Genomic DNA, 16,230 nt, shown 5'->3' on the forward strand with positions numbered 1-16,230 from the left:
TTTATTTTATTCCACTTGATTTATAGAAGTTTAGCTGTAACTTAACTTCAACTATAAAACACTGAAACATGAAACGATTATTGTTGTGCATTCTGCTATTTCAACTAGCTGGATGTACTGAACTTCAACAAGTTGTAAACCAGCTCCCCCAAGGAACTGTTGGTAATGCCGAGATAGCACAGGCCTTAAAGGATGCCCTAAATCAAGGGATCGAAAAGCAGGTCAACAAATTGGCTTCCATGGACGGTTTTTTCAAAAATGAACTGGTAAAGATTCTACTTCCAGAGGAGCTTAAAAAAGTGGATAAAGCATTAAGGGATGTCGGATTGGGAAATTTGGCAGATGAAGGTTTACGTGTCATAAACCGTGCTGCTGAAGACGCCGTGGATAAGTCAATTCCCATCTTTGTGGATGCGGTAAAGCAGATTAGTTTTGAAGATGCACGCAAGATTTTATTGGGCGCTGATAATGCGGCAACCACCTTTTTAGAAAGCTCCACCTCAACCAAGTTATACAACAAATTTAAACCGGTTATTGAACAATCCTTTAAAAAGGTTGGGGCGGATGATATCTGGAGGAACATTATTTCCAAGTACAACAGCCTACCTTTAACTAACGATGTTAATCCGGATTTAACAGATTATACCACTAAGGAGGCATTGGAAGGAGTTTACACCATGATCGCGGTGGAAGAAAAGAAAATTCGTACAAATATTTCGTCCAGGACCACTGAATTGTTAAAAAAGGTGTTTGCTTTGCAGGATTAATGCTAAAATTTTCATAATAATGCAATAAGTTTTGCGATTTATCGTTACTATAACAACACTATCAAAACAATTTTAACAAAATCCTAATGTTAAATTAACCTAGGTTCAAAGGTTAAAAAAGAGTTTTGTAGCAAGTTATCTGAGTTAGCATTTTTTTGAGTTAGTTAGTTTAAACCGGTGCATGCACCGGTTTTTTCATTTTGGGCAGACCGATTAATCCAAGGTATTTTTAAGGGTTAAAACGCTATTCAAATCCAATTACAAAAGGTAAACTATTATCGGGACTTACGGTTTTTAGTTTTTTTTTAACATTTCAAGTGTACTTATTTGGTAATTTCAAGGAAGGCTAATTCACTAATCAACTCATGGGACGGTTAGGCTTCTTTGCATTTCTGGTTGTTGTGTCATGCACCTCATGCTTGGCGAACCTGAACAGCAGCACCTCCAATTTAGCCAGAACTCCGCTTCATCTTGCACTGCAAGACTCCTTGGAATGGGCAGACTACTACTATAACATCCATAGATATAAAAAGGCTTTATCCATTTATGAAAGGAATCTGGAGAATGCATCGGCAGAAAAAACCCATGTGCTAAAAAGGATTGCGCTTAGTGAAGCTGCCTTGGAACATCCGGAAGCTTCCACTTATACGCTCAATGAATACCTTCAGGTAGAATTCAATCCCAATTTTCTACTGAACGAAGGATTTGATCCCATTAGAAAAACCGAGGAGTTCAAGGATATTTCGGAAAAGGTGATTCCGAAGGTAACTTCGTGGTCGTTACTGTACTTATTTGTGGCCCTTGTTGGTTTTTACGTAGTATTCTTAATTTGTTTCAATCGACAGATTCACAAACCGTCACGGTTGCTGATAGGCACCTTTATTTTTCTGCATTCATTCTTTATCCTACACATTGCCATAAACCGGTCTAACTACTATTTTCAGTACCCACATACCTATTTAATGTCCACATGGGCTTCTTTTTTATATGGCCCTCTGTTGTATCTTTATTTCAAGTCCACCATTCAAAAATATAGGTTTAAAATCCGAGACCTGCTGCACTTAGTACCAACAGTTATTCTAATCGGATATTTGAGTTATACGGTATACTCCTATGCATGTGAAACCAAAATTCAATGGATGCTTTCAAGGGTGCAACATGGTCTAAATCCGCAAGATTCCAGTAAACTTGTACTTCTGGTAACCTTAAAGATTGTCTCCTTGACGGTATACGGCTACTTTATTGGAAAGGTATACAAGCGTGGGAAAAGAGAGAAACTGCTCCAAGCCAAAAATCAGATTTGGCAAAAAAATGTGTATCACATCCATATACTTTATGTGATTACCTATGCCGCTTATGGTATTTTAATCGCCAACGAAATTTCTTCTGGACTTTTGTTTGATATTTCTGCGGCTTCCATGGCTCTTATGGTGTTGTATGTAGGCTATTCAGCAAACATTCAACCGGATGTTTTCAGCGGGGCGTACGACTACACCAACCGCCTGTTCCCCAAATATGAAAAATCCGGACTCACCCCTGGCCTATCATTGGAACTTAAGGAAAACCTCATTTATTTGTTTAGCCAGGAAAGAATTTACAAGGAAAACAATATTAGTTTGGACATGGTGGCGCAAAAACTCAATACCACCCGGCATAATACCTCCCAAATTATTAATGAGCACTTCAATGTTAGCTTCCATGAGTTTGTAAACATGTATCGCATCAAGGAAGCAAAGCAACTTTTGGTGGACGACAAGTCGCGAAGACTCAATATTATCAATGTAGCTTATGAAGTGGGCTATAATAACAAGGTCACCTTTAACAAAGCATTCAAAAAAGATACCCAACTTACACCTTCCCAGTACCAGAAGAGTATTTTGCGAATCTAAATACCGAGTAATCTTAAATCGGGGAAGGTAAAGGTTTATCAGATTTAGCCAAAAGTGAACTACAGTTTGCCAACTTTAAAGTAATAAACAGTCCTGGCAAACAACCTCCCAAAAGGTCTCATTAGGTACACATTTGAATTAGTCATCAATCATGCTTTGGGCTGTTTATTCTTTTTTGTATATCCCATCAAAAGCTGTATTTACTACTTTTTCACCCTCCAGGATTTCCCATAGTTGTCTTACTGTTCCGTCTTCGTTGGCCGTCCAAGTGATTCGATTGGTGAGCATTTTTCCGTCCTTGTCAAAAGGGTCTGAAGACAGAATCATCTGATTTCCAATTCTTTTCCCTTTAAGCTTTAGAGATGCTCCACTGTTATCTATCCAAAGTTGTTCCCACCTTTCCTTTACCCCATTGTAAAAGTTAAGGCTGGTGCCCGTATAACCGGAAGTAGCACTAGTCCAGTTTTCGCGAATTACGCAGCCCCCTTCTTCCTGGGTAATCTTGCTCTTCCCGGCCGGATTTCCATTGGTTGCATTGGAAACTGCCCAATCCCCTATCCAAAAATCAAAGGCTTTGTGACTTTCAGTGCAGCAGTTGCAGGAATCTGTATTTTGTGCTGATACAGAGCCAATAGCCATCACAACTAACACAATCAAATAGTTTTTAAATCGCATCTTATATGGTTTGAGTTGTTAAAATATCATGATCAAAATACGTTAAAATTTAGCCAAGGAAGTATACGAATAGCGGGTCTTCCTTTACCTCTATGTTAAATTTTAGATAAAGTGCCTGATTTATAGGTGAATACCTGTTAATCTGATGATCTAAAGCCTGTTTTTGAACGTATCTTTGTTATAACAAATCTTAAAAATGAAAAATCAGTATTGCAGAGTTGGGACGGTTACCCCAATCACAAGCGGAACCCAAGCTATTACAGTTTTGGAATTTAGGTACCAGAAGTTTATTGAAATGGCAGCCGATGCGGCCTACATCAATACCAACTTGGGTGAATTTTTTAAGCGCAAGGCACAAAGTATTAAAAAAGTACTTGAGCAATTGGCTTAGATACCATTGAGTTTTTGCAGTTCAGCCTCCATATCTTGTTGAATAGACTTGGCTTGGAGTGCGGCATTATCCGCAAAATCTTCATCTTGGGACGCATATAAAATTCCCCTTGAGGAATTTACCAAGAGCCCCACATTGGAAGCCATTCCGTACTTACAAACTTCTTGCAGACTACCTCCTTGCGCCCCAACACCAGGCACCAATAAAAACTGCTCTGGAATTATCTCCCTAATTTCTTTTAGGAATTCTGCCTTAGTGGCCCCCACAACATACATTAAGTTCTCGGCATTTGCATACCCCTTGGAAACCTCCAAAACTTTCTTGTACAGCTCCTGACCCTCAATTTTTTGGGTTTGAAAATCATAAGCTCCTTGATTGGAGGTCAATGCCAATAAAATGGTATGCTTATCCTGAAATGCCAAAAAGGGTTCCACGGAATCCCTGCCCATATAGGGCGCTATGGTAATGGAATCAAAGTTCAGGGTTTCAAAAAAAGCTTTGGCGTAACGTGTGGATGTATTCCCAATATCACCCCGCTTGGCATCAGCAATGGTAAACATTTCAGGATAGTGCTCATTGAGATATTTCATTGTGCGTTCCAAGGACTTCCACCCTTCCAGTCCATAGGCCTCATAAAAAGCAATGTTGGGTTTATAAGCTACACAGTATTCATGGGTAGCATCGATTATTGACTTGTTGAAAGCAAAGATTGGGTCTTCTTGGGACAGAAGATGTTTTGGAATCTTATCCAGATCCGTATCCAATCCTACGCATAGGAAGGAGTTCTTTTTATGGATTTGGGAAATTAAATGTTCTATTTTCATAATAAGCCTATCGCCTACTGGCCACTAAAAAATCTCCGAAGCCTCCTTCAACTTTTCCGTATTCTCCACCAACATCAGTTCGTCTATAATCTTTTGAACGTCCCCGTTAATGATGTTCTGCAAATCGTACAGCGTCAAGCCAATTCTATGATCGGTTACCCTCCCTTGCGGATAGTTATACGTTCTAATCTTGGCCGAACGATCCCCACTACTCACCTGCGAATTACGTTTGGCGGCATCTTCTTCCTGCTTTTTGGCTAATTCCAAATCATACAATCTGGACCGAAGTACCTTAAACGCCTTTTCCTTGTTCTTGTGCTGCGATTTTTGATCCTGGCACTGTGCAACCAATCCGGTTGGAACGTGCGTTAAACGGACCGCCGAATACGTTGTGTTTACTGATTGCCCTCCTGGTCCAGAGGAACAGAAAAAGTCTATTCGAACATCCTTTGGATCTATTTGGACATCAAAATCTTCAGCTTCAGGAATTACCATAACAGTTGCGGCGCTTGTATGTACCCTTCCCTGGGTTTCGGTTTGTGGCACGCGCTGTACTCGGTGTACCCCAGCTTCAAACTTTAAGGTACCATAAACATCCTCTCCACTTACTTCAAAGTGGATTTCCTTGTATCCTCCACTGGTTCCTTCATTCAGGTCAATAATATTGGTTTTCCATCCTTTTGACTCACAATATTTGGCATACATACGGTAGAGATCCCCAGCGAAAATACTGGCTTCATCGCCACCGGTTCCGGCCCTAATTTCCATCACCACGTCCTTTTCATCCTCTGGATCCTTCGGAATTAACAGGAATTTAATTTCTTCCTCCAATTTGGGTAGTCCTTCCTTGGCTTCATCCAATTGCATTTTGGCCATTTCCACCATTTCCGCATCACTTCCATCTGCAATAATCTCCTCAGCTTCCGAAATGTTGTTGGTAAAAGCAATGTACTTTTCCCTCTTGTCCACTAACAACTTAAGGTCTTTGTACTCCTTATTGAGCTTAACATATCGCTTTTGATCCGTAATGATATCAGGTTGAATGATCAGGTCGGAAACCTCATCAAAACGTTGTTTAACTATATTGAGTTTGTCTAGCATAAATCAATCCGCGTTAAGATGCGAATTTACAACATTTGATTGGATTGATTCAGGGCCATTACCGCCCTCAATTGCCAACGAATGTGGTGCCTAAAGTAATAATGGACGCATTAAGTCCATCACTACGATCATATTGGTTGAATCTTAAATCGATGGTCTTCAGCCCGAAGGTGAACACTTTGGTGTTGGCAAAAATGTCCTTGTATTGAACTCCCAAACCATATTGATGGGCATCATATTTGGACAAATCATAATCCGAAGTATAAAAGGTAGAGGTTGACAATGCCCCTTCTTTGGGATAGAAATGGTCAGCCGCGGATTGGGAGTAAAATCGATAGGTGGGATACAAAGTGAATTTATCCGTCAACTTTACGGGCACCTCCAAACTGGCTGTATGTGAGGTTATCCCCCAATCGTCCCAATAATAACGATAGTAGGAACGTAATATCAAAAAGTCGTTCAGATAATAATTCAATCGCCCGCCAACAGGAAGTTTAAAACGGGAATCCGGTAAGCGCTCCACGTCATCCGCCAATTGAAAGTCATCAATAAAAAAGTCTTCCGTATCTCCAAAATGCACCCGTTGAAAAGGAGTGCTGAGCAAACCATTCTGGCGCACCAAATCCACAAATAGAGCGCCCTGCATCTTTTTGGTCAGGATTTGGGAAAAGCTAAGGGAAAGGGAATATGAATTCCTGGTTTCCTTATCAAATTCAGAAAAATTGGGGTTGTAGGTTCCGTTTCCAGTTACGCGGTCATCAAAAAAACCAGAACGAAGTTCTATAGGATAAATAGCGTTCCATTTATCCAAATACACTCGTCCGCCCACAGTTAATTCTGTATTCTTCTCATTGAAAAGTCTCGTATAACTTCCTCCAAAGCCAAAGGAAAAATAATCGTACTCCGTGGAGAAATACAAGTCGGCACTCCAGATGGTATTCCGGTCTTTGGAGCTATGCTGATAGCTAGGATTAATGTATGCCAACAAATCCTTTCTGGACTCTCCAGAAGAGGCATCAAATGCTGTTGCGGTGACGTTACCCCCATCCAAGGGGTTGACATTGCTGGATGAGGCTGAAGTGTAGGCCGATAATCCCACATCCACAGTAAGCACATCATCAACGTTCATGGGCATTCGAAGTACAATGCTGGATGTGGCATCGGTTAGTTCTTCGGTTCCCTCTCCTCCTGTAACCGCAGCGTTATTGCCATCTTGCTCATAATAACTGAAGAGCAAATCAATTTCACTGGTTTCCAAGACTTTTTTGGCATAGGACGTATTGGTTTGTTGGGACCAACCAATCGAAGACAATAATCCAAATAAAAGAAAAACAGGGATTACCCGATTTTTGGATTGCTGGATAAAGGAAATATTTGCTGCCATTTTCAATTTTTCATTTTCCAATTTCAATTACAGCCACAACCGCCTCCGGTTTTACCTCCATTTGCGCCTGCCGATGCCTCTCTATAGAATTGAAAATTGGTTTCAAAACGTTCACAAGGCCTTGAGCTCAGGTCCATCTCTGCATCTGAAAGATATACTTTGTCATATTCCCTAACCACAACACAGGAGCTTAACATGCTTAAAACGATCAACAATAAAAAAAGTCTACCCATACCTAAAATTAAGGATTGTTATTGAACAAAATTCCGGTACTCTTATGGATCTTGTTATCTGAATCCACAACGACCACTTCCACCCCATCAATTTGATTGATCAGATGAATACCACTATCCTTGCCCATGATGAAAACCGCAGTGGCCAAGGCATCACAGAGTTCGGCATATTTGGCAAATACGGACACACTGTGAATGCCCGAAGTTGGGTAACCGGATCGGGGATCGATGATGTGCGAGTATTTTTTCCCGTTGAGCACTATGTATTTCTCGTAATTTCCGGATGTAGCCACTGAAGATTCAATCACTGGCAACCAACTAAATACCTTTTCCTTGCTCAACGGATTGGCGATTCCCACGAGCCATTTTTCTCCAGTAGTTTTGGTTCCCCAGGTGGTAAGATCGCCCGAAGCGTTGATGATTCCGCCTTTAACCTGTTTGGATACAAGCAACTCTTTGGCCCTGTCAGCAGCATAGCCTTTTCCAATGGCACCAAAACCTATACGCATACCTGGTTCAGAAAGGAAGACCGTTTGCTGATCCTGGTCCAAGATTATCTTTTGGTATCCTATTTTGGAAATAGAAAGTGCAATAGCTTTTTCCGAAGGAACCCGATCCATGGTTCCATCAAACTTCCAAATGTTATCCATGGATGCATAGGATATATCAAAAGCTCCATCGGTAATCTCTGATATTTTCTTGGCCCGTTCTATAAGTCCAAAGAGCTCAGAGCTCACCTTAACGGGCTTAACACCAGCATTTTTATTGATTAAGGAGGTTTCAGAAGCTTCGTCCCAAGAAGAAATGATTTTTTCTATACGCTTGATTTCGGATACGGCCTCATCTATGTTGATATAACCGATATCCTCATTCGGAGCCACCACGGTAATCTCGAACCGGGTTCCCATCAGCTTCATAACTTGCTTTACGGTAACATCCTGGCTTTGCTGTCCAAAGGACAGAAAACCCATCAATACCCAACAAAGGAGCAGTGGCTTTTTCATTTGACAAACCCATCTAGCAAAGCAATATAATCCTGTGGAGAAGCTTTTCTATTGAAACCAGTCTTGCCCAAGACCTTTTGATCCTTATCCATAACCACTACCAATGGAAAGTATCCTTTGGGGTTATACTCCGTGAAAAGGGATTTATTTTCATTTAACTTATGTTCTGGCAATTGATTCTTTTTCTTTCTGGGAAAATCAGCATTATATAGCACATAGTGATCCTTTGCATAAGCACTGAAATCCTCAGAATCCAAAATACCCCGTTTCAAACGGATACAGGGACCGCACCAGTCAGAGCCTGAAAACACTAAAACGACGGGCTTGTTCTGCTCATTAGCCAAGGCCAGGGCATCTTCAAAACTATCCTGCCAGTCTTGGGCTTGGAGCGAACCAAACCACAAACAGGCCATTATGATCAATAATCGTTTCATAAATGCAGTGATTTACCAGAACTATTCGAAAACCCTTAGGGTAGTGCCATTTAGTTCTGTATTGAAAACCTTTAGTGGGTTGCTGGTTACTGAATTAAGCGGGGTTCCATCTTGGTCAAATCTGGAACCGTGGGTAGAACATCTGAACACACCTCCATCTTCAGAGATAAAACGTACTTCTTCGGTTTGCTGGTGACTGCAGATTTGGCTCGCAGCAATTAAATTACCTTCCAGGTTGCGTGCAACCACGATATCGGTATAGCCTAAACTTGGACTTGATTTCACCAAAATAAACCCTCCGTTGTTGGCCAAGGGAGCTGCATCAGTTGAAGTGAGGTCAACGGTAAAATCCACTCCGTTTGGTTCTGGAAATTGTTCCAAATCCTCAGAATCCGTTGAACAACCGTTTAAACAGGGAAAAGTAAGGGCAAATGCGGCACCTGCGCCCAGACTCCTTAGAAAATCTTTTCTTTCCATAGCGTGGGGTTTATAGAAAGAACGCTATTTTAAGTGGATTCGTATGCTAATATTCAAACTTGCCAAACTCACTTTGGATGGTCAATTTTTTACTGCTGGACTTTTCTACCCTTCCTATGATTTGTGCATCAACGTTAAAACTTTGGGAAATGGCTATAATCTCGCTTGCAACCTGCTCATCCACATAAAGTTCCAAGCGGTGACCGCAATTGAAAACTTGGTACATTTCCTTCCAATCTGTCCCGGATTGCTCTTGTATCAATTTAAACAAGGGAGGAATAGGGAACATGTTATCCTTGATAATATGCAGGTCCTCAACAAAATGAAGAATTTTGGTTTGGGCACCTCCACTGCAATGCACCATGCCGTGTATTTCTTCTGAACTGAACCGCTCCAATATTTGTTTAACAATGGGCGCATAGGTTCGTGTTGGGGACAAGACCAGTTTTCCTGCATCCAAGGGAGCATTTGCAACCGAATCGGTTAGTTTTGTATTTCCAGAATATACCAGTTCACCGGGAACGGCAGCATCAAAGCTTTCCGGATATTTATCCACCAGATATTTGGCAAAAACGTCATGACGAGCAGAGGTAAGCCCATTGCTTCCCATTCCACCATTGTAGTCAGATTCGTAGCTAGCCTGACCGTAGGAAGCCAACCCTACTATGACATCGTCAGATTTGATATTGGCATTGTCGATTACCTTTGCTCTCCTCATTCGGGCTGTGACCGTGGAATCTACAATAATGGTTCGAACCAAATCTCCAACATCAGCGGTCTCTCCTCCAGTGGAATGAATCGTGATACCATGTTGTCTTAAATCGGAAATCAACTCTTCCGTGCCATTGATAATTGCCGAAATAACCTCTCCGGGAATCAGGTTTTTGTTTCTACCTATGGTGGAAGAAAGCATGATATTATCCGTTGCGCCCACGCAAATTAGGTCGTCCACGTTCATGATTAGGGCGTCCTGCGCAATACCCTTCCACACGGTAATATCCCCGGTTTCTTTCCAGTACATATAGGCTAAAGAGGATTTTGTTCCCGCTCCATCTGCGTGCATCACCAAACAGTGTTCATCACTGCCCGTAAGATAATCCGGTACAATTTTGCAAAACGCTTTGGGAAAGAGTCCTTTGTCAATATTCTTGATGGCATTGTGCACATCTTCCTTGGAAGCAGAAACCCCTCTTTGGGTATATCTTTTACTGGTATCTGAGGACATAGATAGATTTTGCGCAAAAATAGCAAAACTGATTCCCTTACGCTATTATTTGCAGTCCACAATTTTATTGAAGAAGGGAAGGTAGATGACCCAAATAATCATTCTTCCAGATTTTTTGCGTTGTCAGCTGATCAACATTTCCCCCGGAGAGTATTACCAAAACCTTTTTCTTAGCCGAAGCTCCCTTCAACCACTCACATACTCCGGCCATAGTCATGGCACTGGTTGGTTCTATCCTGCATTTGAGCAGATGGGTCAACCATTGGGTCCAGTAAATCATTTTTTCTTCTTCCGCTTCATAAAAGGCATCCAGTTGTTTTAGATATTCAAAAGTGATATCACCCACGGCCATAGTCATTGCGCCATCTGCCAAAGTGTTTGGCACTGCAGCCAATCTTTGAATTGTTCCTTGACGAAGAGATTCAGCTGTGTCATTGGCATTCAAGGGTTCCACCCCTATGACATGGGTCTTTGGGGAAAGCCCACGACTCGCCAACAGAGTTCCGGAGAGCAATCCACCACCCCCACAGGGGGCGAAAACTGCGTCCATTTTATCCAATTCCCTGAGCGCTTCATAAGCCGAAGTTCCCTGTCCACAAATAACCTGTTCATGATTAAATGGAGGAATCCAGTATGTACCCTCAACTGCTGCTGCTTGCCTTACTTTCTCATCCGTAATGTCCCTGGTTTTGCTCAAAACCACTTCGGCTCCATAAGATTTAGTAGCTTGAATCTTCACTTGGGAAGAGTATTCCGGCATAAAAATGGTTGCTGGAATTCCAAATTGATGGGCAGCATATGCCACGGCCTGCGCATGGTTTCCAGAACTGTTGGCCACGATATGTTTGGGACGCCGACCTTGTTCAATCAACCAGGCCAAGGCGTTACAGCCACCTCTAGCTTTGAAAGCTCCAATTTTCTGCAAACATTCTGCCTTAAAATAGACTTCATGTCCCAACCACTTATTTAATAAGGAAGAGGTGAGTATGGGAGTATTATGAACAAACTTGATTATCCGTGCTTGGGCTTTTTCTATATCGGTAATATCCAAGATTCCCTTCATTTACTTCGCAAAAAGAAGTTCGCGATATTTGGTAAAGGGCCACACCTCATCTGAGACCAATTTTTCCAACTTGTCCGACTGTTCCCGAATCGTTTCAAAAAAAGGCCGTACATCATTGCAATAGGCTTGGGCTTTTTTATTGATGGTAGAGAGTCCGTTGGCACGACGTCGAGCAGCGGTCATTTCATCAGTTTGTTTCTTTATTTCTGCCAAGTGCTCCCCAATTTGTTCCAAAATATTGAGCTGGCCTTCAGCTACCTTATTGTAGACCGCACCATAAATCTCCTTAAGCCCCTGAACGTTGGTCAAAAGGGAATTTTGATAGTTTACAGCGGCAGGAATTATGTGATTGTACACCATTTCGCTCAGCACTCTCCCCTCTATCTGAACATGAAGAATATACGCATCCAATTCCACTTCTTGATGCGCTTTTAGTTCCACTTCGCTCAACACATCCATTTCCTTAAACAGGGCAATACTGTTCTTGGAAGTCAGTACTTGAAGGGCCTCTGGCGTATTTTTGTTATTGCTCAGTTTGCGTTTGCGCGCCTCATCTTGCCATTCGATACCGTAGCCATCCCCATCAAACCGAATACGTTTTGAGGTTTTAATATACTCCCGCAACACGTTGAACACAGCCTCATCCTTTTTCAAGTTTTTCTTGTCAATCAAAACATCCACCTCCTTCTTAAAGTCCGAGAGCTGTTTGGCCACAATGGTGTTCAAAATGGTCATGGGTTTGGCACAGTTGGTTTTAGCACCAACACCCCTCATTTCAAATTTGTTCCCTGTAAAGGCAAAAGGGGAGGTTCTGTTCCTATCCGTGTTATCCAGTAAAATTTCGGGGATTTTCCCCACCACATTGAGTTTCAATTCTGTTTTTTCCTGTGGCGATAGTTTACCTTGGGAAACTCCTTCCAATTCATCCAATACATCACTTAGTTGTTTGCCAATAAAAATGGACAGAATGGCCGGCGGTGCCTCATTGGCCCCCAACCGATAATCGTTACTTGCAGAAGCTATGGACGAACGCAAAAGTTCTTCATAGGTATCCACCGCTTTGATCGTGTTCACAAAAAAGGTGAGGAACTGCAAATTCTTCATGGGCGTGGAACCCGGACTGAGCAGATTTACTCCAGTATCCGTAGCCAAGGACCAGTTATTGTGCTTTCCTGAACCATTTACCCCGGCAAAGGGCTTTTCATGAAATAAAACCGTGAAATTATGTTGGTCCGCAATTTCCTCCATTACATCCATTAACAATAGGTTGTGGTCTACAGACAGGTTGGCCTCCTCAAAAACCGGCGCCAATTCAAATTGGTTGGGTGCAACTTCATTATGCCTTGTCTTTACCGGAATTCCCAATTTGGTGCATTGCTTTTCCAAATCGCTCATAAAGCTGAGTGCCCGGGAGGGAATCACCCCAAAGTAATGATCATCCAATTGTTGTCCTTTGGCGGCGGCATTGCCTACCAAGGTTCTTCCAGTCATGACCAAATCCAAACGAGATTTAGCCAAAGCCTTATCTATCAAGAAATACTCCTGTTCCCAACCCAATGTGGCATATACCTTACGTACATTTTTGTCAAAATATTGTGCTACGGAGGTTGCGGCTTCGTCTATGGCATGCAAAGCCCGTAACAAAGGAGCTTTGTTATCCAATGCCTCTCCTGTATACGCCACAAAAATGGTCGGAATGCAGAGCGTTGTTTTATAAATAAATGCTGGAGATGTGGGGTCCCAAGCCGTGTAGCCCCTAGCCTCAAACGTATTTCTTATTCCGCCGCTTGGAAAACTCGAAGCGTCCGGTTCTTGTTGTACAAGCTGGGCACCCCCAAACTTTTCCATAGCCCTTCCATCTGGCAAAATGTCAAAAAAGGCATCGTGTTTTTCTGCTGTGGAACCGGTTAACGGTTGAAACCAGTGGGTATAGTGTGTAGCTCCCATGGACAGGGCCCACGCTTTCATCCCTTCAGCCACCTGATCGGCAATTTTGCGATCTATCTTGGTTCCTTGAAAAATAGCCGATTTGACCTTTTCCAAAGCTTCCTTGGTCAAAAATTGAAGCATTTTCTCTTCGTTGAACACTTGCTGTCCAAAAAGTTGGGATCTTTTCCCTGTTTCCTCCACCTTTCTGTGGGTTCGCTTTCCACTCTCGGCAATGGCACCAAATCTAGTGTTTGACATAGATAAACTTGTTTAAGCCACAAAATTACAATTAACAATTTAATAATATATGCTTCAAAAATTACTTTTTTTTCATTTAACCCCACTAAAAATGGGGGTTATGAAAATTATAATGTCATGATTGCGATTTTAACCCTTCAAAATGCATATTATCAACTGAAAAACATACTTTTGTCTCTTTAAAATTTGAGAACAAAATAACGACCGCAATTATGAGCAAATCTAAATTAGAGTACATCTGGTTGGACGGTTATGTGCCCACCGCCAATATGAGAAGTAAAACTAAAATTGAAGAGAATTTTAGTGGAAAATTGGAAGATTGTCCTATTTGGTCTTTCGACGGAAGTTCTACCCTTCAAGCTGAGGGAGGTTCTTCTGACTGTTTATTGAAACCTGTAGCGATTTACCCTGATCCCGCTAGAAAGAATGGTTATTTGGTAATGGCCGAGGTATTGAATGCTGATGGCACCGCCCACGCTTCAAATTCAAGAGCCACTATTGACGATGAGAATGATGATTTCTGGTTCGGATTTGAGCAAGAATATTTCATCATGGATACAGACACCCTATTACCTTTAGGTTTCCCAATTGGTGGTTATCCTGGTCCACAGGGATTGTATTACTGCTCTGTTGGCGGGAAAAACACTTGGGGCCGCGAATTGGTTGAAAGACATGCCGATCTTTGCATTGAGGCTGGATTGAACTTTGAAGGTATTAACCAAGAGGTAGCTGCTGGACAGTGGGAGTTCCAGATTTTTGCCAAAGGAGCGAAAAGTGCAGGAGATCAAATTTGGGTTGCCCGTTACTTGTTGGATAGATTAACCGAAGAGTACGGTTATTATATTGAGTACCACCCAAAACCTATCAAAGGAGATTGGAATGGTTCCGGGATGCATGCCAACTTCTCAAACACTACCTTAAGAACCGCTGGCAACAAAGAAACGTATGAGAAAATCTGTGAAGCGTTCAGACCTGTTGCCAAAGAGCATATTGCGGTTTACGGAGAGTTCAATGATCAGCGTTTGACCGGCCTTCACGAAACAGCCTCCATCAATGACTTTAGCTACGGCGTATCTGATAGAGGTGCATCTATTCGAATTCCAATCATTACCGTAGAAAAAGGTTGGAAAGGATGGTTGGAAGACAGAAGACCTGCCTCAAATGCAGACCCATATAAAGTTGCGGCCAGAATCATCACGACTGTAAAGTCGGCCGAAGTTTAAACCGATGAATTAATTGTTGATAATGATTAAAAAACCGTCCTATGGGCGGTTTTTTTAGTTTATGGTCAAATAGACAAAGGCGGTATAAACAACCAGAAGAATAATTCCATCCCGCCATCCTAAGCGCAATCCTTTTGGGAAGAAAACTAAGGGTAAAATCAAGAGAGAAATCCCAAGCATCCAGAAAATATCACTGGCCAATAAACCTTGATCCACCACCCTTATTGGGGTGATAATGGATGTGATACCCAACACAGCCAAGAGGTTAAAGATATTGGAGCCAATCAAGTTACCCAACGAAATGGCTTTTTCCTTTTTCAACACCGCTACTACGGATGCGGCCAATTCAGGAATGCTCGTCCCCACTGAAACCACAGTCACTCCAATTATTCGGTCACTTACTCCCAAGGACGATGCCATTCCCACAGCTCCATTGATCAACAACTCAGAACCTCCCCAAAGTGCTGTTCCTCCAATCCCTAAAAAAAACACTGTTTTATACAACGGTAAAGGAATATCGTCTTCCGGCATCTCATCTTCAACTGCTGGTTTTTGAAATCGCAACAAATAAACCAAAAACAGAAAAAGGAAAACCACGAGTATGATTCCCTCATATTGCTCAAGAATCCCATCGAAATAAATAAACCCAACAAATAGCAAGGAGGCCACCATCATAACAGGCCAATCCGTGGTGTAAAAGCTCTTACGAACATTGATACTGCCCATTAAAACCGTAATAGCCAAAACCAATCCCAAATTGGCAATATTGGAACCCACCACATTGCCCAAAGCCAGATCAGGGAATCCGTCAAGTGCAGCCTTAATGCTTACAATTAATTCCGGAGCCGAGGTAGCGAATGAAACAATGGTCATCCCAATTACGATTTTTGGAATGGCCAACCTTAGGGATAGGGCCACGGCAGATTTCAACAACCAATTCCCCCCAACGATAAGAAGGACGAGCCCCAAAACAACCAAAAGTAGATTTCCCAAGCGGTAAAATTTTGCGTAAATATAGATGAAGATTTAAAGCTCCAAGCTTTGGGGTTCAAAATTTATTTGTAAATCAAGTCAAAAGCTTAAATCCACCTAAAAAAGTGGGTAATTTACAACCCGTCCTTCCACTCCAAAAACTACAACTCCCGATTGCTCCAAGAAACGAAAACACAAAAAAAGCCACTTTTTGAAGCAAAACCTCCCTTGGTTTTCAAAAAAGGGTCAAAAAAACCCCTACAATTACGATAATCCAAAACCATAATCACAATTTAACCTTACAATTTAAAACTTCAACGTAGAGGGTCACATCAATTCTAAAGCCAATCTCATTTTTTAACCTACAATCCTGTACGCAAT

General features: G+C 41.8%; 16 protein-coding genes. 4 read left to right on the top strand and 12 right to left on the bottom strand.

Annotated elements, in window-relative coordinates; translation table 11 throughout:
• Positions 1–68: 68 nt before the first annotated feature.
• Entirely contained in the window at positions 69–767 is a 699-nt protein-coding gene (locus FGG15_RS06910; RefSeq protein WP_138834585.1) for a DUF4197 domain-containing protein, read from the top strand.
• A 365-nt stretch (positions 768–1,132) separates the two neighbouring features.
• A complete protein-coding gene (locus tag FGG15_RS06915; protein ID WP_138834587.1) occupies positions 1,133–2,656 on the top strand; it encodes a helix-turn-helix domain-containing protein in 1,524 nt (507 codons plus the stop codon).
• A 165-nt stretch (positions 2,657–2,821) separates the two neighbouring features.
• On the opposite strand, the gene FGG15_RS06920 is transcribed toward FGG15_RS06915, so the two are convergent.
• Entirely contained in the window at positions 2,822–3,331 is a 510-nt protein-coding gene (locus FGG15_RS06920) for a hypothetical protein (protein ID WP_237561762.1), read from the bottom strand.
• A gap of 196 nt (positions 3,332–3,527) precedes the next feature.
• On the opposite strand from FGG15_RS06920, the gene FGG15_RS06925 reads away from it, so the two are divergent.
• Positions 3,528–3,722 (top strand): hypothetical protein, encoded by a 195-nt coding sequence (locus FGG15_RS06925; protein WP_138834589.1) that lies wholly within the window; start codon positions 3,528–3,530, stop codon positions 3,720–3,722.
• Here FGG15_RS06925 and pyrF read toward each other — a convergent pair.
• From pyrF to FGG15_RS06975, 10 genes are all read right to left on the bottom strand, one after another.
• Positions 3,719–4,546 carry an orotidine-5'-phosphate decarboxylase gene (gene pyrF / locus FGG15_RS06930; RefSeq protein ID WP_138834591.1) on the bottom strand — a complete coding sequence of 276 codons (828 nt, stop codon included), beginning with the start codon at positions 4,544–4,546 and terminating at the stop codon, positions 3,719–3,721. The genes FGG15_RS06925 and pyrF overlap by 4 nt on opposite strands.
• A gap of 24 nt (positions 4,547–4,570) precedes the next feature.
• Positions 4,571–5,647: a peptide chain release factor 1 gene (gene prfA, locus FGG15_RS06935; RefSeq protein WP_138834593.1), complete on the bottom strand. Its 1,077-nt coding sequence runs from the start codon at positions 5,645–5,647 to the stop codon at positions 4,571–4,573.
• Positions 5,648–5,714: 67 nt separating this feature from the next.
• A complete protein-coding gene (locus FGG15_RS06940; RefSeq protein ID WP_138834595.1) occupies positions 5,715–7,031 on the bottom strand; it encodes a DUF3570 domain-containing protein in 1,317 nt (438 codons plus the stop codon).
• Positions 7,032–7,054: 23 nt separating this feature from the next.
• Positions 7,055–7,264 carry a DUF4266 domain-containing protein gene (locus FGG15_RS06945; protein WP_138834597.1) on the bottom strand — a complete coding sequence of 70 codons (210 nt, stop codon included), beginning with the start codon at positions 7,262–7,264 and terminating at the stop codon, positions 7,055–7,057.
• An 8-nt stretch (positions 7,265–7,272) separates the two neighbouring features.
• Positions 7,273–8,268, bottom strand: a complete 996-nt coding sequence (locus FGG15_RS06950; RefSeq protein ID WP_138834599.1) for an FAD:protein FMN transferase — start codon at positions 8,266–8,268, stop codon at positions 7,273–7,275.
• A complete protein-coding gene (locus tag FGG15_RS06955) occupies positions 8,265–8,702 on the bottom strand; it encodes a thioredoxin family protein (protein ID WP_138834601.1) in 438 nt (145 codons plus the stop codon). Before FGG15_RS06955 ends, FGG15_RS06950 begins: the two co-directional genes overlap by 4 nt.
• 21 nt (positions 8,703–8,723) lie before the next feature.
• Positions 8,724–9,179, bottom strand: coding sequence for a QcrA and Rieske domain-containing protein (locus tag FGG15_RS06960; RefSeq protein ID WP_138834603.1), 456 nt, complete (start codon positions 9,177–9,179; stop codon positions 8,724–8,726).
• A 46-nt stretch (positions 9,180–9,225) separates the two neighbouring features.
• Entirely contained in the window at positions 9,226–10,404 is a 1,179-nt protein-coding gene (locus FGG15_RS06965; RefSeq protein WP_138834605.1) for an AIR synthase related protein, read from the bottom strand.
• A gap of 64 nt (positions 10,405–10,468) precedes the next feature.
• The gene (locus FGG15_RS06970) at positions 10,469–11,467 is read right to left on the bottom strand and encodes a serine/threonine dehydratase (RefSeq protein WP_138834607.1); all 999 of its coding nucleotides are present in this window, start codon (positions 11,465–11,467) and stop codon (positions 10,469–10,471) included.
• Positions 11,468–13,654, bottom strand: a complete 2,187-nt coding sequence (locus FGG15_RS06975; RefSeq protein ID WP_138834609.1) for a glutamine synthetase III family protein — start codon at positions 13,652–13,654, stop codon at positions 11,468–11,470. It lies immediately after the preceding gene.
• Positions 13,655–13,866: 212 nt separating this feature from the next.
• On the opposite strand from FGG15_RS06975, the gene FGG15_RS06980 reads away from it, so the two are divergent.
• Positions 13,867–14,877 carry a glutamine synthetase beta-grasp domain-containing protein gene (locus FGG15_RS06980; protein WP_138834611.1) on the top strand — a complete coding sequence of 337 codons (1,011 nt, stop codon included), beginning with the start codon at positions 13,867–13,869 and terminating at the stop codon, positions 14,875–14,877.
• A 54-nt stretch (positions 14,878–14,931) separates the two neighbouring features.
• On the opposite strand, the gene FGG15_RS06985 is transcribed toward FGG15_RS06980, so the two are convergent.
• Positions 14,932–15,870, bottom strand: a complete 939-nt coding sequence (locus FGG15_RS06985) for a calcium/sodium antiporter (protein WP_138834613.1) — start codon at positions 15,868–15,870, stop codon at positions 14,932–14,934.
• Positions 15,871–16,230: the final 360 nt, after the last annotated feature.

This window comes from Flagellimonas algicola, assembly GCF_005937185.1.
GTDB lineage: Bacteria > Bacteroidota > Bacteroidia > Flavobacteriales > Flavobacteriaceae > Flagellimonas > Flagellimonas algicola.